General features: G+C 65.5%; 19 protein-coding genes and 1 tRNA gene. 12 read left to right on the top strand and 8 right to left on the bottom strand.

Annotated features, from left to right (window positions below):
* Window positions 1-36 precede the first annotated feature (36 nt).
* The 6 genes from ACIBW7_RS28075 to ACIBW7_RS28050 all read right to left on the bottom strand — a co-directional run bounded on the left by ACIBW7_RS28075 (window position 37) and on the right by ACIBW7_RS28050 (window position 3,954).
* Window positions 37-927, bottom strand: coding sequence for an NADP-dependent oxidoreductase (locus tag ACIBW7_RS28075; protein WP_397051310.1), 891 nt, complete (start codon window positions 925-927; stop codon window positions 37-39).
* A 111-nt stretch (window positions 928-1,038) separates the two neighbouring features.
* Window positions 1,039-1,551 carry a hypothetical protein gene (locus ACIBW7_RS28070; protein WP_397051308.1) on the bottom strand — a complete coding sequence of 171 codons (513 nt, stop codon included), beginning with the start codon at window positions 1,549-1,551 and terminating at the stop codon, window positions 1,039-1,041.
* A 608-nt stretch (window positions 1,552-2,159) separates the two neighbouring features.
* Window positions 2,160-2,231, bottom strand: a tRNA-Val gene (locus tag ACIBW7_RS28065).
* Between the two features lie 32 nt (window positions 2,232-2,263).
* Window positions 2,264-2,743 (bottom strand): peroxiredoxin, encoded by a 480-nt coding sequence (locus tag ACIBW7_RS28060; protein WP_357480279.1) that lies wholly within the window; start codon window positions 2,741-2,743, stop codon window positions 2,264-2,266.
* 71 nt (window positions 2,744-2,814) lie between these two features.
* Window positions 2,815-3,237 carry a DUF3052 domain-containing protein gene (locus tag ACIBW7_RS28055; RefSeq protein ID WP_040688342.1) on the bottom strand — a complete coding sequence of 141 codons (423 nt, stop codon included), beginning with the start codon at window positions 3,235-3,237 and terminating at the stop codon, window positions 2,815-2,817.
* A 159-nt stretch (window positions 3,238-3,396) separates the two neighbouring features.
* Window positions 3,397-3,954 (bottom strand): hypothetical protein, encoded by a 558-nt coding sequence (locus tag ACIBW7_RS28050; RefSeq protein WP_397051306.1) that lies wholly within the window; start codon window positions 3,952-3,954, stop codon window positions 3,397-3,399.
* Between the two features lie 297 nt (window positions 3,955-4,251).
* Between ACIBW7_RS28050 and aceE the strand changes: the two genes are divergently transcribed.
* The 8 genes from aceE (at window position 4,252) to ACIBW7_RS28010 (ending at window position 14,832) form a co-directional block, all read left to right on the top strand.
* Window positions 4,252-7,071 carry a pyruvate dehydrogenase (acetyl-transferring), homodimeric type gene (gene aceE / locus ACIBW7_RS28045; protein WP_397051662.1) on the top strand — a complete coding sequence of 940 codons (2,820 nt, stop codon included), beginning with the start codon at window positions 4,252-4,254 and terminating at the stop codon, window positions 7,069-7,071.
* 11 nt (window positions 7,072-7,082) lie between these two features.
* Window positions 7,083-8,417, top strand: coding sequence for a PucR family transcriptional regulator (locus ACIBW7_RS28040; protein ID WP_397051304.1), 1,335 nt, complete (start codon window positions 7,083-7,085; stop codon window positions 8,415-8,417).
* A gap of 128 nt (window positions 8,418-8,545) precedes the next feature.
* Window positions 8,546-9,460, top strand: coding sequence for an ACP S-malonyltransferase (locus ACIBW7_RS28035; protein WP_397051302.1), 915 nt, complete (start codon window positions 8,546-8,548; stop codon window positions 9,458-9,460).
* Between the two features lie 123 nt (window positions 9,461-9,583).
* The gene (gene acpM, locus ACIBW7_RS28030) at window positions 9,584-9,883 is read left to right on the top strand and encodes a meromycolate extension acyl carrier protein AcpM (RefSeq protein ID WP_063040462.1); all 300 of its coding nucleotides are present in this window, start codon (window positions 9,584-9,586) and stop codon (window positions 9,881-9,883) included.
* 10 nt (window positions 9,884-9,893) lie between these two features.
* Window positions 9,894-11,144, top strand: coding sequence for a KasA/KasB family beta-ketoacyl-ACP synthase (locus ACIBW7_RS28025; RefSeq protein WP_397051299.1), 1,251 nt, complete (start codon window positions 9,894-9,896; stop codon window positions 11,142-11,144).
* A gap of 198 nt (window positions 11,145-11,342) precedes the next feature.
* Window positions 11,343-12,776, top strand: coding sequence for a carboxyl transferase domain-containing protein (locus ACIBW7_RS28020; protein WP_329406031.1), 1,434 nt, complete (start codon window positions 11,343-11,345; stop codon window positions 12,774-12,776).
* Between the two features lie 158 nt (window positions 12,777-12,934).
* Entirely contained in the window at window positions 12,935-14,302 is a 1,368-nt protein-coding gene (gene dctA, locus ACIBW7_RS28015) for a C4-dicarboxylate transporter DctA (protein ID WP_397051296.1), read from the top strand.
* A 59-nt stretch (window positions 14,303-14,361) separates the two neighbouring features.
* Window positions 14,362-14,832, top strand: a complete 471-nt coding sequence (locus ACIBW7_RS28010; RefSeq protein ID WP_397051294.1) for a winged helix-turn-helix transcriptional regulator — start codon at window positions 14,362-14,364, stop codon at window positions 14,830-14,832.
* Between the two features lie 16 nt (window positions 14,833-14,848).
* Here the strand turns inward: ACIBW7_RS28010 and ACIBW7_RS28005 are convergent, their stop codons facing one another.
* Complete coding sequence (locus ACIBW7_RS28005) at window positions 14,849-15,337, bottom strand: hypothetical protein (protein ID WP_397051292.1); 489 nt, start codon at window positions 15,335-15,337, stop codon at window positions 14,849-14,851.
* A 234-nt stretch (window positions 15,338-15,571) separates the two neighbouring features.
* On the bottom strand, window positions 15,572-16,267 hold the full coding sequence (locus ACIBW7_RS28000) for a nitroreductase (RefSeq protein ID WP_397051290.1): 696 nt from the start codon (window positions 16,265-16,267) through the stop codon (window positions 15,572-15,574).
* 445 nt (window positions 16,268-16,712) lie between these two features.
* On the opposite strand from ACIBW7_RS28000, the gene ACIBW7_RS27995 reads away from it, so the two are divergent.
* From ACIBW7_RS27995 to ACIBW7_RS27980, 4 genes are read left to right on the top strand one after another with little or no spacing between them, the layout of a single operon-like run.
* The gene (locus ACIBW7_RS27995) at window positions 16,713-16,940 is read left to right on the top strand and encodes a hypothetical protein (RefSeq protein WP_397051288.1); all 228 of its coding nucleotides are present in this window, start codon (window positions 16,713-16,715) and stop codon (window positions 16,938-16,940) included.
* 16 nt (window positions 16,941-16,956) lie between these two features.
* Window positions 16,957-17,877 (top strand): SGNH/GDSL hydrolase family protein, encoded by a 921-nt coding sequence (locus ACIBW7_RS27990; protein WP_397051286.1) that lies wholly within the window; start codon window positions 16,957-16,959, stop codon window positions 17,875-17,877.
* Window positions 17,874-19,136: an acyltransferase family protein gene (locus ACIBW7_RS27985; protein WP_397051284.1), complete on the top strand. Its 1,263-nt coding sequence runs from the start codon at window positions 17,874-17,876 to the stop codon at window positions 19,134-19,136. Before ACIBW7_RS27990 ends, ACIBW7_RS27985 begins: the two co-directional genes overlap by 4 nt.
* An 18-nt stretch (window positions 19,137-19,154) precedes the next feature.
* The gene (locus ACIBW7_RS27980) at window positions 19,155-21,155 is read left to right on the top strand and encodes an Eco57I restriction-modification methylase domain-containing protein (RefSeq protein ID WP_397051282.1); all 2,001 of its coding nucleotides are present in this window, start codon (window positions 19,155-19,157) and stop codon (window positions 21,153-21,155) included.
* Window position 21,156 lies beyond the last annotated feature (1 nt).

Here is a 21,156-nt window from a genome sequence, read left to right as displayed (position 1 = left end):
TCGATACACGCCCGCCTCGAGTGGGACCGGCGCGCGTCAGTCCGTGGTCACGTTGATGATCGTTCTGCCGCGGGTGTGTCTGGCGGGGCTGAAGGCCGCGGGTGCGTCGGCTAGTGGGCGGACGGTGTTGACGAGGGGGATGAGTCGGCCGTCGTGGAGGCGGGTGGCCAGTTGGGCCAGTTGCTCCCGGTTGGGTTCGACGACGAAGAAGATTGCTCGGCCGTCGTGGGGGTGGATGGTGGGTGGACCGGCGATGGTGACGAGGGTGCCGCCGGGGCGTAGTAGCGCGGTGGAGCGGTCGCGGATGTCACTGCCGATCACGTCGAGTACTACGTCGACCTCGCCGACGTCCTCCAGGAGTTCGCCGTCCAGTTCGACGAACTCGTGGACGCCGAGATCGCGGGCCGCGTCCTGGTCGGAGGCTCGGCCGGTGCCGATGATGTGGGCTCCCGCCTCGTGGGCCAGTTGTGCGGCGACTGAGCCGACGGCGCCACCGACTCCATGGATCAGGACGGTTTGGCCGGTTTTCAGGCGAGCGTGGTCGAACAGGGCCTGCCAAGCCGTCAGACCGGAGATCGGTAGCGCGGCTGCGGCGACGTGGTCGGCGTCGGCGGGGAGCGGGGCCAGGTTGCGGGCTTCCACGGCGGTGTACTCCGCGAGCGAACCGTTGCGGGCCCAGTCGGTCGGTCCGAAGACGTGCTGGCCCACCGTGAGACCAGTGGTGCCGTAGCCGAGTTCGACGACTACACCTGATAGTTCGTGGCCGGGGACGCTTGGGGTGCGGTCGCGGCCGGCGCGGTCGGTCCACGTCCCTGGCCAGTCCAGCTCGCCGCGGGTGAAGCCGGCGGCGTGGACTTGCACGATGACGTCGTTCTCAGCGGCGTGGGGGTGGGGCAGATCGGTCAGGGTCAATCCGCCGATGTGCACCGATGAACGACGTCGGAATTCGCCGGCGTAGTCATGACCGAGCTCGACGCGGGGACGCCGACTGCCGGGCGGCTCGGTTGGGCGGAAGCCCTAGCCGACGGAGGGCAAGCCCTAGGCGATGAGCTGGCCGAGGATCGCGCCGACCGCACAGCCGATGATGGCACCCACCAGGAAGAACCAGATCCCGATGAGAATGCCGATGACACAACCGATCATCTCGCCGACCTCGACGACGGCGAAGTTTCCCAGTGCCTGGTGCCGCCCGGGCACGGGGGCCGACGCCGGGGTCAGCGTCAATTCCGTGCCGGTGGTGTCCAGCGCCGGCGTGAGGTTGAACGTATGCCCGTTCTGGGCTTGCAACGTCGTCGGAATGGTGCCGACGACGTTGCCGTCGTCCGAGGTCACGGTGACCGTGTCGGGGCCGAGCGTGAATCTGCCGGAGGCCAGCCGTACCAGCGCGCTGGTGTAATCGGCGGCGAGGGTGGTGGTGTAGGCAACGGGACCGGCGTTCGCGCCGACGGTGACGTCCGAGGCCACCCCGGCCTGCCCGTTGGCCATGACGGTGGTTGTGGCGGTGGCCGCGATGGCCAAGCTCGCAGTCGCCAGGAGCTTCTTGATCTTCACCACACTTCCATCCGTTCCGATTTTCGACCTTCACAGACGAACGGCACTGAATGGGATCGCTCCCGGCTATCTTCGCGCATTCGGACAATATCGCATTTAAGGGCGAATCATGTGGTCTACATGCCGCTTGATAGCTATTTCATCGCAATCGTTTCCGGTGTGCGACGCCCGCCGAGCCGCGCTACCGGCGTGGAATGCCCCGTATCGCCCTATCGCCGTTGTTGTCCGGTTTCGACACGATATCGAGACCCGCCGAAGGAACGCCTTTCGCCCAGCCGTGCTTTCGAGGTATCCAGTAACACCGGCATCTCCGAAGTTCGCGCGGGCATGGCTAGCCCGCCGTCGTAGGCGGTGACCAGATGGTCGCTGCCGGGACAGACAATCAAGTTCGGGCGATCCGGCTCAGTTGCGACCGAGATGGTGCGTGGCGACGCGATTGAACCGGTTGTGTCGGCATCACTGTCACCGGTGCTCCATGCTGTACGACCGCTCAGGTTCGCGAAACAAGGTGAGAAGTGTGTCCCTCGGCCCCACCGTTTGCTCCACAATTCGGAGTTGCGGGGCGAAGGCGTCCCATAGAAATAGGTCTCGACGTGGATGTTCTTCGGTGGGCGCAGAGGGGTTCGAACCCCCGACCGCTGGTGTGTAAAACCAGAGCTCTACCACTGAGCTATACGCCCGGGATCCGTCGGTGGGTGACCGACGGGCCGGTCTAGGACTCTAGCGCGGCTAGCGCTTTCTCCCAAGCCGCCTGGTCACGGGGCTCTCCGGGGCCGTTCATTTCGGCGAAGCGGATGACGCCGTCGCGGTCCACGACGAAGGTTCCGCGGTTGGGGTAGCCGGATTTCTGGTTGAAGACGCCGAAGGACTGGGCGACGGCGCCGTGCGGCCAGAAGTCGGACAGCAGCGGGAAGACGTAGCCCTGTTCGGCGGCCCAGATCTTGTGGGTGGGCGGCGGGCCGACCGAGATGGCGAGGATTTCCGCGGCGTCGTTCTGGAATTTGGGTAACTCGTCGCGGACCTTGCACAGCTCGCCCTGGCAGATGCCGGTGAAGGCGAGCGGATAGAACACGATCAGCACGTTCTTCTTGCCGCGGTAATCCGACAGCGTGACGTCCTGGTTGTTCTGATCTTTGAGTGTGAAATCCGGCGCGAGCGTGCCGACTTCCAGCGGGCCAACCTCGACTGGCATCACTGATCCTCCATCGTGTCGGGCTACACCGGGCGGTGAAACACCGCCCGGCGAAACCATAGCGAAAGCGGTCAGCGCTGTTTCGAGGGTGCCTTGGGCTGCACGAGGCGGCTGCCGGACCAGGCACCGAGGCTGATCGCCGAGGTTTGCGTCAAACCCGCGGTGGGTGCCGCTTCGGCGATATCACTCGGATCGACATGACCAGGTTGCCCGGTCTTGGGAGTGAGCACCCAGATGAAGCCTTCGTCGGCCAGCGGACTGATGACTTCCATCAGTTCATCCGCTAGATCGCCGTCGCCTTCTCGCCACCACAGTAGGACAGCGTCGACAACCTCGTCGGAGTCTTCGTCGACCATCTCCCCACCGCTGGCCTCTTCGACATCGGCCCGCAGGTCGTCGTCGGTGTCCTCGTCCCAGCCCAGCTCCTGGACAACCATGCCGTGTGTAATGCCAAGCTTCTGAGCGTAGTTCTGCGCGTCCGCCGCGGCGACCACGGTGGTGTCCTCCTCAACTCCAGACAATAGGTAGTTGCAAGCGAACATGGTTATCGCCTCGAGCGCAAGCTGATCGGACGAAATACCCATGGAATGTCGCGTTGCAACCTCGTGTCATTGGCCGATTTTCGCCACCCGACCCCGGTTCATGGGACGAATTCAGCGTTTCGGGCAGGCGTCCTTGACCGCGTTGCGCGCGTCGTTGACCCGCTTGCTCGCCTCGTTGAGTGCGCCGACCGGGGCGGTGTAGGTCATCTTGCGGGTCTCCGCGGCGAGCTGGCGTGCGGCCGCGACGTATTCGGCGAACTTGGCCTGCAGATCGGCGGGTAGCGCGCCGTTGGCGTTGTTCACTCCGGTCTCGACTTTGGTCGCGGCGTCCTCGAGCGTCTTGGCGGCGGTATCGCGCTTGGCGTTGTAGTCGGCGGCGTTCGCGTCGTGCGCATCTACGAATTCGTTGTACTTCGAAACGCCGACACCTGTAGTCGTGGGGAATTGACCGCAGTTGTCGCTGATCGCCTGCGCCTGGGCCGCGGCCTTGCGCGAGGAGGTCGCCGCGGCGGAGGAAGCGGCCGCCTCGGTCTTGTAGGCGGCTAGCTCCGAGGTATTCGGATTGGCAACGCCGTCAACGTGTTTCGCGCATCCCGCGATGGTCAGCCCGACTACGACCGCCGCTGCCGCGCACACTGCTCCGAACCCGCGTGGGTCCAGCACCTTCATCGTCCTCCGTGCCTCTCTGTGTCACCGGCGGTCCTCGACTCACGTTCCCTGCGGAACCGTACTGCAGATGCCCCTGACATGATGACCTGGGCCACAACTTCCGCAAGGATGGAGGTGCGCCCGAACCTTTCGTAAAACGGGTGGTCCGCCAACCAAGTGTGCCGCCCGGGGAAACAGACGCCTATCAGCTTGTCCACCCCTGTACGAGGAGCAGATTTGACCGACCTGATCCACTCTTCCGCGCCAGCGAAATCCGCCGGCACCGACTCCGCGCCGCGTGATCCGAACGGATCACAGGTGCCGCCTACGGGCGGGCGGGTGCGGGTTATCCGCGAAGGGGTGGCGTCCTATCTACCGGACATCGACCCGGAGGAAACCTCCGAATGGCTCGAATCGTTCGATGACATGCTCGACCGGGAAGGTCCGGGCCGCGCGCGTTACCTCATGCTCCGGCTGTTGGAACGCGCCGGTGAGCGCAGGGTCGCCATTCCATCCCTGACCTCCACCGACTACGTCAACACCATCCCCACCGAGAACGAGCCGTGGTTCCCCGGCGACGAAGAGGTGGAGCGGCGCTTCCGTGCCTGGATCCGCTGGAACGCGGCGATCATGGTGCACCGTGCCCAGCGTCCCGGTATCGGTGTCGGCGGCCATATCTCGACCTACGCGTCCTCGGCGGCGCTCTACGAGGTCGGCTTCAATCACTTCTTCCGCGGTAAGGACCATTCCGGCGGCGGCGATTCGATCTTCATCCAGGGTCACGCCTCGCCCGGCATCTACGCCCGTGCCTTCCTCGAAGGCCGGTTGAGCACCGACCGGATGGACGGTTTCCGGCAGGAGTACAGCCATGGCGGCCCGGGCCACGGCTTGCCGTCGTATCCGCATCCGCGGTTGATGAACGACTTCTGGGAGTTCCCGACGGTGTCCATGGGCCTGGGCCCGATGAACGCCATCTACCAGGCGCGGTTCAACCACTACCTGCACGACCGTGGCATCAAGGACACCTCCGACCAGCACGTCTGGGCGTTCCTGGGCGACGGCGAGATGGACGAGCCGGAGTCGCGCGGTCTGATCCAGGTGGCGGCCAACGAGGGGCTGGACAACCTGACCTTCGTGATCAACTGCAACCTGCAGCGTCTCGACGGCCCGGTGCGCGGTAACGGCAAGATCATCCAGGAACTGGAGTCGTTCTTCCGTGGCGCGGGCTGGAACGTCATCAAGGTCATCTGGGGCCGGGAGTGGGACGCGCTGCTCGGCGCCGATCGCGACGGCGCGCTGGTGAACCTGATGAACACCACCGCTGACGGCGACTACCAGACCTACAAGGCCAACGACGGCGCCTACGTGCGCGACCACTTCTTCGGTCGCGACCCGCGCACCAAGGCCCTGGTCCAGGATCTTTCGGATCAGGAGATCTGGAACCTCAAGCGCGGCGGTCACGACTATCGCAAGGTCTACGCCGCCTATGCGGCCGCGATGGCGCACAAGGGTCAGCCGACGGTGATCCTGGCCAAGACCATCAAGGGCTACACCCTCGGCAAGCACTTCGAGGGCCGCAACGCCACGCACCAGATGAAGAAGCTGACCCTGCAGGATCTCAAGGACTTCCGTGACCTGCAGCGGATTCCGATCTCCGACGCCGAACTGGAGAAGGATCCCTACCTGCCCCCGTACTACCACCCGGGCATGCAGGCGCGCGAAATCCAGTACATGCTCGATCGCCGCAAGGCGCTCGGCGGTTTCCTGCCCGAACGGCGCACCACAGCAAAGCCGCTGCAACTGCCCGGGGACGAGGCGTACAAGTCGGTGCGCAAGGGCTCCGGCAAGCAGAACGTGGCCACCACCATGGCCCTGGTTCGGCTCATGAAGGAGCTGCTGCGGGACAAGGAGATCGGCAAGCGGATCGTGCCGATCATTCCGGACGAGGCCCGTACCTTCGGTATGGACTCGTGGTTCCCTTCGTTGAAGATCTACAACCGCCTCGGGCAGTTGTACACCTCCGTCGACGCGGAATTGATGCTTGCCTACAAAGAGAGTGCCGTCGGGCAGATTCTGCACGAGGGCATCAACGAGGCCGGGTCGACCGCATCGTTCACCGCGGCGGGCACCTCGTACGCCACCCACGGCGAGCCGATGATCCCGCTGTACATCTTCTATTCGATGTTCGGTTTCCAGCGCACCGGCGACGGATTGTGGGCGGCGGCGGACCAATTGGCGCGCGGCTTCGTGCTCGGGGCAACTGCCGGGCGAACCACGCTGACCGGTGAGGGGCTGCAACACAACGACGGCCACTCGCTGCTGCTGGCCTCCACCAACCCGGCTGTGGTCACCTACGATCCGGCGTTCTCCTTCGAGATCGCGCACATCGTGCGAGACGGTCTGCGTCGCATGTACGGCGGCGGCACACCGCAGCCCGGTCCCGGCGCACTGCCCGGCACGCATCCGCACGGATCCGCGGGCGGCTTCGGCGGCGAGGACATCTTCTACTACATCACCCTCTACAACGAGCCGTATGTACAGCCCGCCGAGCCTGACGATCTCGATATCGCCGGACTGCTCAAGGGCCTCTATCTGTACAAGCGCGGCGGCGAGGGCAATGTGCGCGCCCAGATCCTGGTCTCGGGTGTCACGGTGCCCGACGGCGTGCGGGCCCAGGCGCTGCTCGCCGAGGAGTGGGGTGTGCAGGCCGATGTCTGGTCGGTGACCTCATGGGGTGAGCTCCGCAAGGAGGCACTCGACAAGGAGGTCGCCCAGCTGCGCAGCCCGGGCACCGATGCGGGCATCCCGTACGTCACCCAGGCGCTGTCCCGGGTCGAGGGTCCGTATGTGGCCGCGACGGACTGGATGCGCACGGTGCCGGATCAGGTGCGCAAGTGGGTGCCCGGCGACTTCACCACGCTCGGTACGGACGGTTTCGGCTTCTCCGATACCCGCCCCGCCGCGCGCCGCGTCTACAACGTCGACGCACAGTCGATCGTGGTCGCGGCCCTGGCCGCACTCGGGCGCACCGGAAAGATCGATCCGGCCAAGGCCGTCGAGGCTGCGGCCAAATATCGCATCGATGATGTCGCCGCCGCGCCGAAGTCGGCGCCCGGCACCGAAGATGAACTCGCATAGCGGACGATTGGATGGTGGAACGTAAACCGCCGCGGCCGCGTCGGATCTCCGAAGGCTCCTCCGAGCACGAGGTGTATCTGCCGACGGGCGCGCTCTCCCCGAACCGGCAAACCCGTGACCCGCTGCCGGACACGCTGCTCAAACGCGTGAAGCAGTTCTCCGGACGCCTCTCCACCGAGGCGGTCGGGTCGATGCAGGATCGGTTGCCGTTCTTCGCCGATCTGGACGCCGCGCAACGCGCAGGCGTCCAGATGCTGGTGCAGACCGCGGTGGTGAACTTCCTGGAATGGCTACAGGATCCGGATAGTGATATCCGGTTCAGCCTGGATGCCTTCCAAGTGATCCCGCAGGATCTGGCGCGGCGGCTGACGTTGCGCCAGACCGTGGACATGGTCCGTGTGGCCATGGAGTTCTTCGAACAGTGGCTGCCCGCGCTCGCGCGCAATGATCGGCAGCTGGTCGCACTCACCGAGGCGGTGTTGCGCTATGGGCGTGAGCTCGGATTCGCCGCCGCCTCGGTGTATGCGAGTGCCGCGGAATCCCGCGGCGCATGGGATACCCGCCTCGAGGCGCTGGTCGTGGACGCCGTAGTCCGCGGCGATACCGGTCCGGACATGCTGTCGCGGGCCGCGACCCTGAACTGGGACGCCACCGCACCGGCGACGGTGCTGGTCGGCACGCCGCCGGGGGACCAGGGCGTGTCGATGGTCGGCTCGGTGCACACGATCGCCGCGCGGCACGGTCGCGCGGCGCTGGCCGTGGTCCAAGGTTCACGGCTGGTGATGGTGGTCAGCGGGAATCTGGGCGATACCTCTTATGCCTCCCCTTTTCTCGCGGATCTGCTGGTCGAGGTGTTCTCCGACGGTCCGGTGGTGATCGGCCCGACCATGCGCACCCTCGGCGCGGCGCATGCCAGCGCGGTGGAGGCACTGGCTGGCATGGAGGCCGTCGTCGGCTGGCGCGGGGCCCCGCGACCGGTGCACGCTGCGGAATTGTTACCCGAGCGAGCACTTTTGGGTGACCGAGCTGCAATCGACGCGTTGAACGAGTATCTTGTCCTACCGTTGGCCGCCGCCGGATCCGCGCTGGCCGACACTCTCGAGGCCTATCTGGATTGTGGTGGCGCGGTCGAGACGTGTGCACGTCAGCTGTACGTTCATCCAAATACCGTTCGCTATCGCCTCAAACGGATAGCGGAGATTACGGGCCGGGATCCGATGAATCCGCGGGATGCGTACGTGCTCCGGATCGCCGCCACAGTAGGTCGTTTGACACGAACCCGTAACGAATCGTCAACTCCGACCCCAGAAGTCACTCAGTTCCCGGTGAGTCACGAGGGCGTGTAACGGATCCAGCGAGTCGGTCGATCGGGACGACCCACATGCGCTTTTGTGGGACCCCCACAAAAGCGCTCCGCAAGGTTCATTCGCGTCGACATCACCTGCGGCGTACCTCACAGTGTTGTCTTAGAGGTGTGATCGCGTTGTTCGCCCCTGGACAGGGGTCCCAGACACCCGGCATGCTCGCGCCTTGGCTCGACCTTCCCGGCGCGACTGATCGCCTCGCCATCTGGTCCAAGGCCTCCGGCCTGGATCTGGTTCGACTCGGCACCACCGCAACGGCGGAGGAGATCACCGATACTGCCGTTACCCAGCCGCTTGTCGTCGCCGCCGCACTGCTGGCCTTCGCGGAAATCGAGCCGGACGCACTTCCGGCCGATACAATCGTCGCCGGACATTCGGTCGGTGAACTCGCCGCCGCCGCGGTCGCCGGAGTCATCTCCGCCGACGATGCGGTGCGGCTGGCCGCAATCCGCGGTGCGGAGATGGCCAAGGCGTGCGCTCTCGAGCCGACCGGCATGTCCGCGGTGCTCGGTGGCGATGAGGACGCCGTGCTCGCCCGGCTCGAAGAGCTCGAACTCGTCCCGGCCAACCGCAATGCCGCGGGTCAGATCGTGGCCGCCGGACGTTTGACCGCCCTCGCGGAACTCGCCGCCGATGCGCCCGAGAAGGCGCGGGTGCGTGCGCTGCCCGTCGCGGGTGCGTTCCACACCGCGTTCATGGCCCCGGCCCAGGACGCTGTGACGGACGCCATATCCAAGATCACGCCGAACGAGCCGACCAGGACCCTGCTCTCGAACTTCGACGGCAAGCCGGTTACCTCCGGAGCCGATGCTGTCGCTAAGCTCGCGGCGCAGGTCACCCGGCCCGTCCGGTGGGATCTGTGCACCGAGACCGTCCGACAGGCGGCGGTCTCGGCAGTGGCGGAGCTGCCGCCGGCGGGCACGCTCGTCGGCATCGCAAAACGGGAACTGAAGGGCACGCCAACACTGGCCCTGAAGACCCCCGAAGACCTCCCCGCGTTGGCCGGGCTCACCACTTCCGGCTAGCTTTCCCCCCGCGACCGTGTAACCCAATACGCGATCGTGACCGAGCGGACGGTAACCATCGGCTCGCTCGATTCGAAAAACAACAGTGAAGCCCTACAAAGTAGATAAGAAGGGAGCCACGAAGTGGCCGCTCTGACCCAGGAACAAATCGTCGAGGAACTCGGCAAGATCATCGAAGAGGTGACCGGTATCGAGCCCTCCGAGGTGACGATCGAGAAGTCCTTTGTCGATGACCTGGACATCGACTCGCTGTCCATGGTCGAGATCGCGGTTCAGACCGAGGACAAGTACGGCGTGAAGATCCCGGACGAGGATCTGGCCAGCCTGAAGACGGTCGGCGACGCTGTCGGCTACATCCAGAAGCTCGAGGCCGAGAACGCTGAGGCGGCCGCGGAGCTCAAGGCCAAGTTCGACGCCGAGTAGGGCCGACACCGTGACCACTCCTTCCACCTTGAACGGGAATTTCCCCAATGTCGTCGTCACGAGTATGGCGGCGACCACGTCGATCGCTGGTGATGTCGATGCGACGTGGAAGGGACTCCTCAACGGCGAGAGCGGTATCGACGTTCTCGAGGACCCCTTCGTCGAGGAGTACGACCTTCCGGTCCGTATCGGCGGTCACCTGAAGGTCCGGCCAGAGACCCTGTTGAGCCGTGTCGAATGTCGGCGCATGGCCTACGTCGAGCAGCTCGCGACCGTACTCGGTCGCGAGGTCTGGCAGAACGCGGGCAGCCCCGAGGTCGACCCGGAGCGTCTGGGTGTGGCGATCGGTACCGGGCTCGGTGGCGGTGATGCGCTCATCGACTCGGTCGACAAGCTGAAGAACGGTGGCTATCGCAAGATTTCGCCGCTGGCTGTTCAGATGGTCATGCCGAATGGTCCGTCGGCCGTCGTCGGTCTCGAATTGAAGGCCAGGGCAGGAGTGGTCACTCCGGTCTCGGCATGCTCATCGGGCTCCGAGGCCATCGCCAATGCGTGGCGAATGATCGTCATGGGTGACGCCGATATGGTCGTCACCGGTGGCGTCGAGGGTTTCATCGACGCGGTGCCGATCGCGGCATTCACCATGATGCGCGCGATGAGTACCCGCAATGACGACCCGAAGGGCGCCTCGCGTCCCTTCGACAAGGATCGCGACGGTTTCGTCTTCGGCGAGGCCGGTGCGCTGATGGTCATCGAGACCGAGGAACACGCCAAGGCTCGTGGCGCGACGATCCACGCGCGCCTGCTCGGCGCCGGTATCACCTCCGATGGCTTCCACCTGGTCGCACCCGATCCCACGGGTGACGGTGCCGCCCGGGCGATGACCAGGGCGATGCAGACCGCGGGTCTGACGCCCAAGGACATCACCCACATCAACGCGCACGCGACCGCAACCCCGATCGGCGACACCGCCGAGGCGAACGCGATCAACAAGGCCGTGGGCAATCACGCTTCGGTGTACGCGCCGAAGTCGGCACTCGGTCACTCGATCGGCGCCGTCGGTGCGCTCGAATCGGTGCTCACCGTGCTCGCCATCCGCGACGGCATCGTCCCGCCGACGCTGAACCTGGAGAACCAGGATCCGGAGATCGATCTGGATGTGGTGCACGGCGAGGCTCGCCGCCAGGAGATCGAGTACGCCATCAACAACTCGTTCGGTTTCGGTGGGCACAACGTCGCGCTCGCTTTCGGTCGGGCATAGCCGCTCGATAACCGATTCAGTCTGAGCGGAGCCCTACACGGTTACGCAAGTGCCGCGTCCGGGCCTTGACCGCACAGACTGGCTGACTGCACAACGATCCCGGTGGGGTCGACCAACGCCAAGTCGGTCGACCCCACCGGTGTTCGACATACGCAGCCGCGGTAGCGGCGCACGTCCTTGAGGTGAGGAGAAAACGCGATGACAATTGTTGCTCCCGCGTTCCGACCAGAAACTGCCACCGATCCGCGTGATCCGCTAGGTCGGCTCCAACGCTTCTTCGATCCCGGAACCGTGCTACCGCTGCACCCGCGCGACAAGTCCGGTGTGCTCGCCGCGATCGGCGAGGTGGACGGTGTCCGCACCGTTGCCTACTGCTCCGACGCCACCGTCATGGGCGGCGCGATGGGCGTGGAGGGCTGCAAGCACATCGTCGACGCGATCGACACCGCCATCGATTCCGCCATTCCGGTGGTCGGCATCTGGCATTCCGGCGGCGCTCGCCTGGCCGAGGGTGTCGAGGCGCTGCACGCGGTCGGTCTGGTCTTCGAGGCCATGGTTCGCGCGTCCGGCCTGGTGCCGCAGATTTCGGTGGTGCTCGGCTTCGCGGCCGGTGGCGCCGCCTACGGTCCGGCACTGACCGACATCGTGATCATGGCGCCGGAGGGTCGGATCTTCGTGACCGGTCCCGATGTGGTGCGCAGTGTGACCGGTGAGCAGGTCGATATGGCCACCCTGGGTGGTCCGGAGACGCACGGCAAGAAGTCCGGTGTCACGCACATCGTCGCCAACGACGAGGCCGACGCGCTGCACCGTGGTCGGCGCCTGGTGTCGATGTTCGCCGAACAGGGCGAATTCGATCTGGTCGCGGCCGCGCACGGTGATGTCGATCTGAAAGCGATGATGCCGGAATCGGCCAAGCGCGCCTATGACGTGAAGCCGATCGTCCACGAACTGCTCGATAACGTCGACGGCGAGTCCTCGTTCGAGGAGCTGCAGGGCGGTTACGCGCGCAGCATCGTCACCGGTCTCGGACGGCTCGGTGGGCGCACCGTGGGTGTGCTCGCCAATAACCCGATCCGCCTCGGGGGCTGCCTGAACTCCGAAAGTGCCGAGAAGGCCGCGCGTTTCGTGCGGTTGTGCGACGCGTTCGGCATTCCGCTGGTGGTGCTCACCGATGTGCCGGGGTACCTGCCCGGTGTCAGCATGGAGTGGGAAGGTGTGGTGCGGCGCGGCGCGAAGCTGCTGCACGCATTCGCCGAGGCGCGGGTGCCGCGGGTCACGCTGGTTACCCGCAAGATCTACGGTGGCGCCTACATCGCGATGAACGCCCGTTCGCTCGGTGCGACCGCGGTGTACGCCTGGCCCGGTTCCGAGGTCGCCGTGATGGGCGCCAAGGCCGCGGTCGGCATCCTGCACAAGAAGGCCCTCGCGGCCGCGCCGGAGGAAGAGCGTGAGGCGCTGCACGAGCGTCTGACGGTCGAACACGAGCGCATCGCCGGTGGTGTCGAGCGGGCCATCGCGATCGGTGTCGTGGACGAGGTCATCGACCCGGCCAAGACCCGCAGCACCATTGCCGCGGCATTGGCGGCGGCGCCGGTGCGCAAGAGTCACCACAAGAACATTCCGCTGTAAAACCAGCAGTAGAAGCGGGCTTCGGGATTTCCCGGGGCCCGCTTTCGTTCGTATTGTTCTCGGTGTCGAACCTGGGGTGACGGGCATATATCGATCGGGTTTCCGCGCGGCAATGCAGTTGAAACTTCGACGATACGAATGGCTCGTACGTTGCGCGCATGAGCGTGACGATCGAATCCACCGCAGTAACCGACCCGGTGCGCAAACCGCCCTGGTACCGGTCGCTATTCCTGCAGCTGCTGGTGGCGATCGTGGCCGGAATTCTGGTCGGCAAGCTGTGGCCGGACTTCGGCGCGGATCTCAAACCGCTGGCCGACGGATTCATCAAGCTGATCAAAATGGTGATCGCGCCGATCATCTTCTGCACGGTGGTGCTCGGGATCGCCCATGTCGGCGATATGAAGTCGGTGGGCCGGATCGGTGTGAAGGCGCTGATCTACTTCGAGGTGATCACCACCTTCGCGCTGCTCTTCGGTTTGCTGGTCGGCAACCTGGTGCAGCCGGGTGCGGGCTTTCATGTCGACGCGCAGACCCTGGCGACCGGTGCCGAGAAGATCGCCAAGACCACCAAGAACGGCGAGCTACCGCATACCGTCGACTTTTTGCTGAATATCATTCCGGCATCGGTGATTTCGGCATTCGCGGAGAATGCGCTGCTGCAGGTGTTGTTCTTCGCGGTGCTGTTCGGATTGGCGTTGGCGAAGTTCGGTGAAAATGGCCCGCCGGTGATTCTGGAGGCGGTCGATCACATCGGGAAGATCTTCTTCACGATCATCGGCTGGATCATGAAATTGGCGCCGCTGGGTGCGTTCGGCGCGATGGCCTACATCGTTGGGCAGTACGGACTTTCCGCGCTCGGCAGCTATGGCAAGCTGATCGCCTGTTGTTATGGGGCGGCCGTGTTGTTCCTGCTGGTGCTCGCGGTGGTCGTGCGGGTTTTCGCGGGGGTGAGCCTGTGGAAGCTCGTCAAATACATCAAGGATGAGCTGTTCCTCGCGCTCGGCACCGCGTCGACCGAGGTGGTGCTGCCGCGGATCATGATCAAGCTGACCGAAGCCGGTTGTTCACGTGCCACCACGGGGCTGGTGATACCGACCGGGTATTCGTTCAATCTCGACGGTGCGACGCTGTATCTGTCCATCTGCGTGCTGTTCTTGGCGCAGGCGCTCGGGGTGGATCTGAGTCTCGGCGAGCAGATCACGGCCGTCGGTGTGCTGATGTTGACCTCGAAAGGTATGGCGGGCGTGCCGGGTTCGTCATTTCTGGCGCTGTCGGCGACGATCAGTGCGATCGGGCACGGATCGATTCCGGTGGCGGCGGTCGCGCTGTTGCTCGGGGCGGATCGGCTGATGGATTCGATGCGGGTCACGGTGAATCTGCTCGGCAATTGCGTCGCGACCTTCGTGGTCGCGAAGTGGGAGGGGCAGTTGGATTCGGAGCGGATGCGCAAGGTGCTGGACGGGGAAGAGGTGCCGCCGTTGAAAGACAAGGACCCGATGGTCGCCTACACCGCTGAGGAAGCTTGACCTCGGTGCCCGGCGGGTAAAGCCACCGCCGGGCACCGCGGGCTCGGTAACATCGACAGGTGCGCTACGAGGAACTTGCTGATGAGCCGTGTTCGATCACACGGCCGCTGGTGATCCTGGGCGACCGCTGGACCCTGGTGATCCTGAAATATTCGTTTGCGGGCATCCGGCGGTTCAACGCATTCCAGAGCGCGCTCGGCATCTCCCGGAGCCGGTTGCAGGATCGGCTCGACCGGCTGATCGAACACGGGATTCTGGTCAAACAGAAGGCTGCCGTCGGCGCGCACGAGGAGTACCGGCTGACGCCGAAGGGACACGATATCTACCCGATCCTGATGGCGATCCGGGATTGGGGCGATACCTACATGGCACCGGACGGTCCGCCGGTGCACTACCGCCATTCGGACTGCACCGGCGAGGGGCACATCAAACTCGAATGTGACTCGTGCGGAAGCGAACTCACCGCACGCGAAATCTCCGTAGAGCCGGGTCCCGGCTTCACCTCCGAAGACGGACGTCAGGCCGGCTGACCCCGGGCGTTCCCAATTATGAACCGAGGCGGGCCTTTTCGGTGGGGTTGTCGCGGCTGACGCACTCCTGGTACATGTTCGGGGTACCGACGTGTTCCTGGCAGTCCCAGGTGCTGGTGCCGACGGTGATGGGGATGACGAAGTCGACATCCCACAGATCAAATTGCACGGCATAGGCATTGGTGACCGCGAGGACGGTGGGGCAGGCGGCGTCGCCCTTGGTGGTGACGGCCGAGACGGCCAGGCCGAAGGGGCCCGCGCCGCAGGAGACCGTGGTGGGCTCGGCAACCGGTGGGGTGGTCGGCGGTGAGGTGGTGACGACTGTGGTCGGCGGCTCGGTGGTCGGGGTTGCCGCCGCATAGGTGGTGGTGGGGTGTGTGGTTGTCGCGCGCGCGGTGGAGCTCGTGGCCTTGGCGTTGTTGTTGTCCGCCTTGTCGCAGGATGCCAGGCAGAGCACGAGAACCGCGGCCGCGATGACTGTCGAGAGTGCACTGATGGAACGCATAAAGCCGACCTCCTCGTTGTGCAATCAACGGCAGGGGTGGCCGAACCCACCCCCGATTCGTTCCGCCACCCCAGCGCGGTGGGCCGGCGCACAGGCGATGTTCCGTCGGTGTGCCGATCGGGCTACAGGTCGGGCGGCCCAGCCCGGTCGGCGGGCTCCGATCGGCTGCCGATGGTGGATGCGCGGGTCTGCTGCGCGGTGTCGCGGGTGGGCCTGCGAGTCAGGATCGCGGCGTCAGTCGGTGTGCCAGGTGGCGACCTGGTTCAGGTCTTCGCGGGCGGTGCGGAAGGTGTTGACCGGATGGTCCGAGTCCGGATAGCCGAAGGAGATCGCGGCGACCACTCGGCGGTGATCGGGTAGGTCGAAGTAGGTGTGCAGGAAGGGTGAGTAGGAGGCGAGGGCGGCTTGGGGGGCGGCACCGAGGCCCAGGCTCTGGGCCGCGAGGAGGAAGGTGCCGATGTAGAGGCCGCAGTCGATGGCGCCGTACACGCCGAGGTCGGCCTCGGTGGTGACGATCGCGACGTGCGGGGCGTCGAAGAGTTCGAAGTTGCGCATGGCCTGGCGCATAGTGCCTGCCTGATCTCCCTTCACGATGCCCACGCTGTCGTAGAGCTGCAGGCCGCATGCGCGTCGACGATCGCGGTACGCGCCGGCGTACTGCGCGGGAAATGCGAAATCCGGTTCCGGTTCGGCGATTGTGACGTGTTCGAGGAGTTCTTCGCGGAATCGGTCGGTGCCCGCGCCCTCGGTGAGGACGACCTGCCAGGGCTGAGTATTGCACCAGGACGGGGTGCGCTGGGCCAGCCGCAGCAGGGCCTCGACGGTGTCGCGGGGGACCTGGTCGGATTTGAACTGACGGCAAGTCCATCTGTTGTCGAGGATGTGGCTCAATGCCGTGAACTCGTCGGTCTGCAGGCTGGTCGGGCTCATGGGCACCCTCTCGAGTTGGTCTTATTTCGAGACTGAACGCTAGCATTTACGGTCTCGTTTTGAAACCAGCGGGGTGGGATCATCGGGCGTATGGTGTTGCTTGCCGAAGTTAATGTGGCGGTTACATTCGTGAAACCGGTTGGGGTGCATACGCATTGGCTGGGATTGATAGCGAAAATGCTTGGCCCGCTTCGGGATACGCGGCGCGCTGCGCGTCGGAAGTCGGGTTCTGGCGGTCGGAGTAATTCGGTGAAAGACGCCATGCGGGTCCGAATCGGCTCGTAGCCTCCCGGCTAGACTGAAAAGCAAATGTTCCTGATTTACTGAAACGGGGATTGTGTTGAAGGTTTGTCTTGCGACCGTGTTCGCCTGCGGTGCAGTGCTTCTCGGTGTCACCGGATGCGGCGAGGGGACCGAATCGCATGGCGATCACAACCCTGCCAGCGTGCCGGTTGAGACCAGTGCACCGGCGCCGACCAGCGCCGCGGTCCAGTCGACCATCGCATCCGAAGCCCCGGCTCCGCCCGCGCCGGAAGCGACATCGGTAGCGCCGCCGCCCGCCGCGGCACCGGAACTGCAAGCGCCACCGGCCGTGCAGGCGCCGCAGCCCGAACCCGCCAAGCCCGCACCGACATTGACCGCCCCCGGATTCGAACCACGCGCGGGCTACTGACAGCGGAGGAAACACCGTGAACAGCAAGCTCTCTCGTCGTTGTGCCCGATGGCTCGGAGCGGTGACGGCGACCGTGGCGGCTGTGGCCGGAGTGCCCGCGGCGGAGGCGGCTCCGCCCGCCGCGCCGGGTAGCGCCTTGGTGGTGCTCGGGGATTCATTCGCCGCCAATGGGTTTCGCTGGGAAGCCGATGCGAAGGAGTGTCTGCGCGGGCCGACTTCGTGGCCGACACAGCTGAGTCGATTGATGGGTGCCGCGGGTGGCTCCGACTTCGTGGACGTGTCGTGCTCGGGTGCGGCGATCGAGACCGAGCGGGGTTATTCGCTGGTTCAGGAGGCGATCAATGCCGATAAGGCGGGCGCATTCGGGCCGCGAACCAAGTTGATCGCAGTGCAGTTCGGGCTGAACGACACCTGGGGAGCGAATCCGGCCACCCTGTGGACCTCGCTGGTGCCGTGCGTCTTCAATGTCGCCGAGGGGTGTGGGTTGGAGGCCGCCGCACAGGGGCGGATCACCGACTATCGGGGCGTATCGGGTGCGCAGTATGCCGAACGCATACGCGCGGTGGTCGAATATCTGCGGTACTACGCCCCGCAGGCCAAGGTCGTGCTGGTCGGCTATCCGGAATTGTTCCCGGCCGGGCAGAGTTTCACCTGTATCAGCGTGCTCGGCGTCGGGCAGTACGTGCAGCCGCGCGGTGCCGGGCTGGTGGAATACCTGGATCGCATCGATGCGGCGCAGCGGGACGCGGCGACGCAGCTCGGGATCGAATACTTCGACTCCAGGGCGCTGACGGCCGGGCACGGATTGTGTTCGGCGCAGCCGTGGTTGAACGGTGTGCTCGATCCGCGAGCGGATCCGGTCGGGATTCCGTTTCATCCCTCGGCGCACGGGGATTCGGTGATCGCTGGAGCGCTGTACGAGCGGTACGGCAAGTGACGACCGAGCCCACGGCGGATCCCGCCGAGGCACGGCCCGCACTGCCTGCACTGACCGGTGCGCGGTGGTGGGCCGCGTTCGCGGTATTCCTGTTGCACGCCTTGGTATTTCTGCCGGTCTATCCGTTTCAGAAGTCCGAGTTGTTCCGGCAGATCCACCAGGTGATGCCGATGCAGTTGGGCGCGGCCGGGGTCACGTTCTTCTTCGTGCTGTCCGGGTTCATCATCTATTGGTCGTTCCGGCCCGGAAATTCGGTGCCGCGCTTCTATTGGCGGCGGGTGTTGAAGATCTATCCGACGCATCTGGTTGCGACGGTGGCCTTCATCGTGGTCGCGGGTGTGCCACTGTCGCGGCTGGTGGTGTGGGCGCCGAATGTGCTGCTGGTCCACACCTGGGTGCCCAAGTGGACGACGGTCGGCGGCCTCAATGTGCCGTCCTGGTCGCTGGGTGCGGAAATGCTTTTCTACCTGAGCTTTCCGCTCGCCTTGCCGCTGGTGCGGCGCATTCGCGGGGAGCGGGTGTGGTGGGTGCTCGCCGGTTTGCTCGTGCTGATCCTCGCGCTGCATACGGCGTACTTCCTGTGGGTGCCCGGTCCGAAGGGCATCGCGAATGCCTTTGCGCCACGGCTCGTTCCGGGAGATGTGTCCCCGTACTTCGAGCTGCACGCGTCACCGGCCTGGTTCGCCCAGCCGGATATCCCGGTGGCGCCGTCCTATTGGCTCAGCTACACGTTCCCGGCGTCGCGGCTGCCCGAGTTCTTCCTCGGGGTGCTCGCCGCGCGGCTGGTGCTGGAGGGGCGCTGGCGAAATACCCGGCTGGATTGGCCGCTGCTGGCCTTGGCCGTCGCCTTCGCGGCCACCTGGGTGGTGCCGGTGAACTACAAGATGTCGGCGCTGCTGCTGGCACCGATGACCGCGGTGGTCGCGACGCTCGCGGTGCGGGATCTGGCTGGTCTGCGCGGTCTGAACGCCTCGCCGAGGATGGTGTGGCTCGGCAATATTTCCTTCGCCTTCTATCTGATCCAGTTCCCGGTCATGGTGCTGATCACCCGGCTGTTCATCGGCGGTCGCCAGTTCGGCCCACTCGGCTGGCTGGGGTTCGCCGGGCTGAGCCTGATCGTCGCAATAGCGGCGGCGGCCGCGATCTACCGCTGGGTGGACGAACCGCTGATGCGTTGCTTCGCCGGCCGCCGCGCCGTGCGTCCGCCCGCGACGACGCGAGACCCGGTCGACCGCGTTACCGCCTCGGTTGCGCCGTGACGAGGCAGAATCCCAGGCATGACTCCCGGCGAGCCGGCCGCGCGCGACCGCAAACGGCACGGTAGGCACTACACGCCACCCGCCCTGGCGCGCTTTCTCGCGCAGCGGCTGCTCGAACATGCGCCGCTGCCGGCTGACGTCGGGTCGTCGGGAGCCGCTCGTGTTGTGGCACCGGACGTGCGAGTGGCCCTGCCGGGACTTGGTCAGCAGGTGCGACCGGCCGGGTTATCCGAGTCCGGGACGCCTGATGGAGAGGTGCGGGACACGACAGCCCTGGTCGCTGGAGTCCGTGCGCCGAGCGGAGGGGTACTACGGGTGCTCGATCCGGCCTGCGGGGACGGTGAGCTGCTGCTCGCGCTGGATCAGGTTGCGGGGCAGTTGGTGCCGGGGGTGCGGGTGGAATTGGTGGGGTACGACCTGGACGCGACCGGGGTGGCGGTGGCGCGGGAGCGGGCTGCGGCCGCGGGGGTCGCGATCGAGTGGCATATCGGGGATTTCCTGACCGAGTCGGCGGGGATCGCGGCGGGGTCGTTCGATGCGATCATCACCAATCCGCCATATGTGCGGACTCAGCAGTTGGGTGGGCCGACCGCGCAGCTGCTCAGCAAACAGTTCGGTTTGCAGGGGCGGATCGATCTCACCCACCCGTTCGTCGCGGTCGCGCCGCGGCTGTTGCGATCGGGTGGGGTGCTCGGGTTGCTGTGTGCCAATCGGTTTCTCACCACCAAGGCCGGTGCGAATATTCGGAGCCTGCTGCGCACCGAGCTGGCTCCGGTCGAGCTGTACGACCTCGGTGATACGAAGTTGTTCCAGGCGGCGGTGCTGCCCGCGGTCACCATCGCCACCCGGACGGCAGCCCGCGCGATCTGCCGCTATGTTTCGGCCTACGAGGTCGACGCCGCCGAAATCGTCGGCGGAACAGATCTTTTCGAGGCGCTGGCAGCCGAACACAGTCACTGTGTCGAGCACGGCGGGCGCACTTTCGCGGTCGAGGTCGGTACGTTGGCGACAGGCGATCAGGCTGTGATCGGTGGGGCATCCGGCGATCAGATGACGGGCGATCGAGCAAACCGCAGCGATCCGGTGGTATCGGGCCCGGCAGTCGCCTGGCGGGTCGCCGCTTCCGGTCGTGGTGACGATGCGGACGCGTCGGAAACCGTTGCTTGTGACGCGAACGGGTACAGCGGCGCGTGGCGAATGTCCCGGCCGGAGGTCGACAGGTGGTTGGCCGAGGTGGAGGCGGGGACTTGGCGGACGTTCGGCGCCGTGGGGCGGATTCGGGTGGGGATCAAGACAACTGCGGATCGGGTGTTCATTTCCGATCGGTGGGGGGAGGTGCGGCCGCGGCCGGAGGGGGAGTTGCTATTCGATTTGATCACCCATCACGATGTCGATCCGTGGCGGATCTCGCGTGAGCGCGACGTACAGGTGCTGTATCCGTACGACACGGCGAAACCCGCGCGGACGCCGGTAGACCTGCGAGAATTTCCCGGGTCCGCGGCATATCTGGAGTCACATCGGGAGACGTTGGCAGGCCGGAAATATCTGACCGACAGCGGCAGGGAGTGGTTCGAGATCTGGGTGCCGCAGCGACCGCATCTGTGGCGGGTGCCGAAGGTGGTCTTTCCCGATATCAGCGAGCGGCCGCGATTCGCCTTGGATCGGTCCGGGGCGGTGGTGAACGGGGATTGCTATTGGATTTCGCTGGCCGATCTCGGGGTGGACGGCGCCGCCGAGCGGTTGGCGTATTTGCTGATGGGCGTCGCGAATTCGGCGCTGGGCCTGCGGTTCTACGATGCGGTGTGCGGGAATCGACTGTATTCGGGACGGCGGCGGTGGATCACCCAGTATGTGTCGCGGCTGCCGCTGCCGGATCCGACCACGATGCGGGCGGGCGGCGTCGTCGAACTGGTACGGGAATTCATCGACGACGGCAGGGAGCCCGATGCGAATTCGCTCCGCCTGCTCGACGAATGGGTGGCGGCCGCCTTCGGCACCCGGATGTTCGAAAGGCGTTGAG

Source organism: Nocardia sp. NPDC049526 (assembly GCF_044465765.1).
In the GTDB taxonomy this organism is placed as follows: Bacteria; Actinomycetota; Actinomycetes; order Mycobacteriales; family Mycobacteriaceae; genus Nocardia.
Note: the sequence above shows the minus strand (reverse complement) of the source record. Positions and strands in the feature narration are given on the sequence as shown.

Excerpts from the sequence above, each read along its gene's own strand:
- ACIBW7_RS28060 (WP_357480279.1), bottom strand. The coding sequence starts at position 2,743 with ATGCCAGTCGAGGTTGGCCCGCTGGAAGTCGGCACGCTCGCGCCGGAT.
- ACIBW7_RS28050 (WP_397051306.1), bottom strand. The coding sequence starts at position 3,954 with ATGAAGGTGCTGGACCCACGCGGGTTCGGAGCAGTGTGCGCGGCAGCG.
- ACIBW7_RS28040 (WP_397051304.1), top strand. The coding sequence starts at position 7,083 with ATGGTGGAACGTAAACCGCCGCGGCCGCGTCGGATCTCCGAAGGCTCC.
- ACIBW7_RS28020 (WP_329406031.1), top strand. The coding sequence starts at position 11,343 with ATGACAATTGTTGCTCCCGCGTTCCGACCAGAAACTGCCACCGATCCG.
- dctA (WP_397051296.1), top strand. The coding sequence starts at position 12,935 with ATGAGCGTGACGATCGAATCCACCGCAGTAACCGACCCGGTGCGCAAA.
- ACIBW7_RS28005 (WP_397051292.1), bottom strand. The coding sequence starts at position 15,337 with ATGCGTTCCATCAGTGCACTCTCGACAGTCATCGCGGCCGCGGTTCTC.
- ACIBW7_RS28000 (WP_397051290.1), bottom strand. The coding sequence starts at position 16,267 with ATGAGCCCGACCAGCCTGCAGACCGACGAGTTCACGGCATTGAGCCAC.
- ACIBW7_RS27980 (WP_397051282.1), top strand. The coding sequence starts at position 19,155 with ATGACTCCCGGCGAGCCGGCCGCGCGCGACCGCAAACGGCACGGTAGG.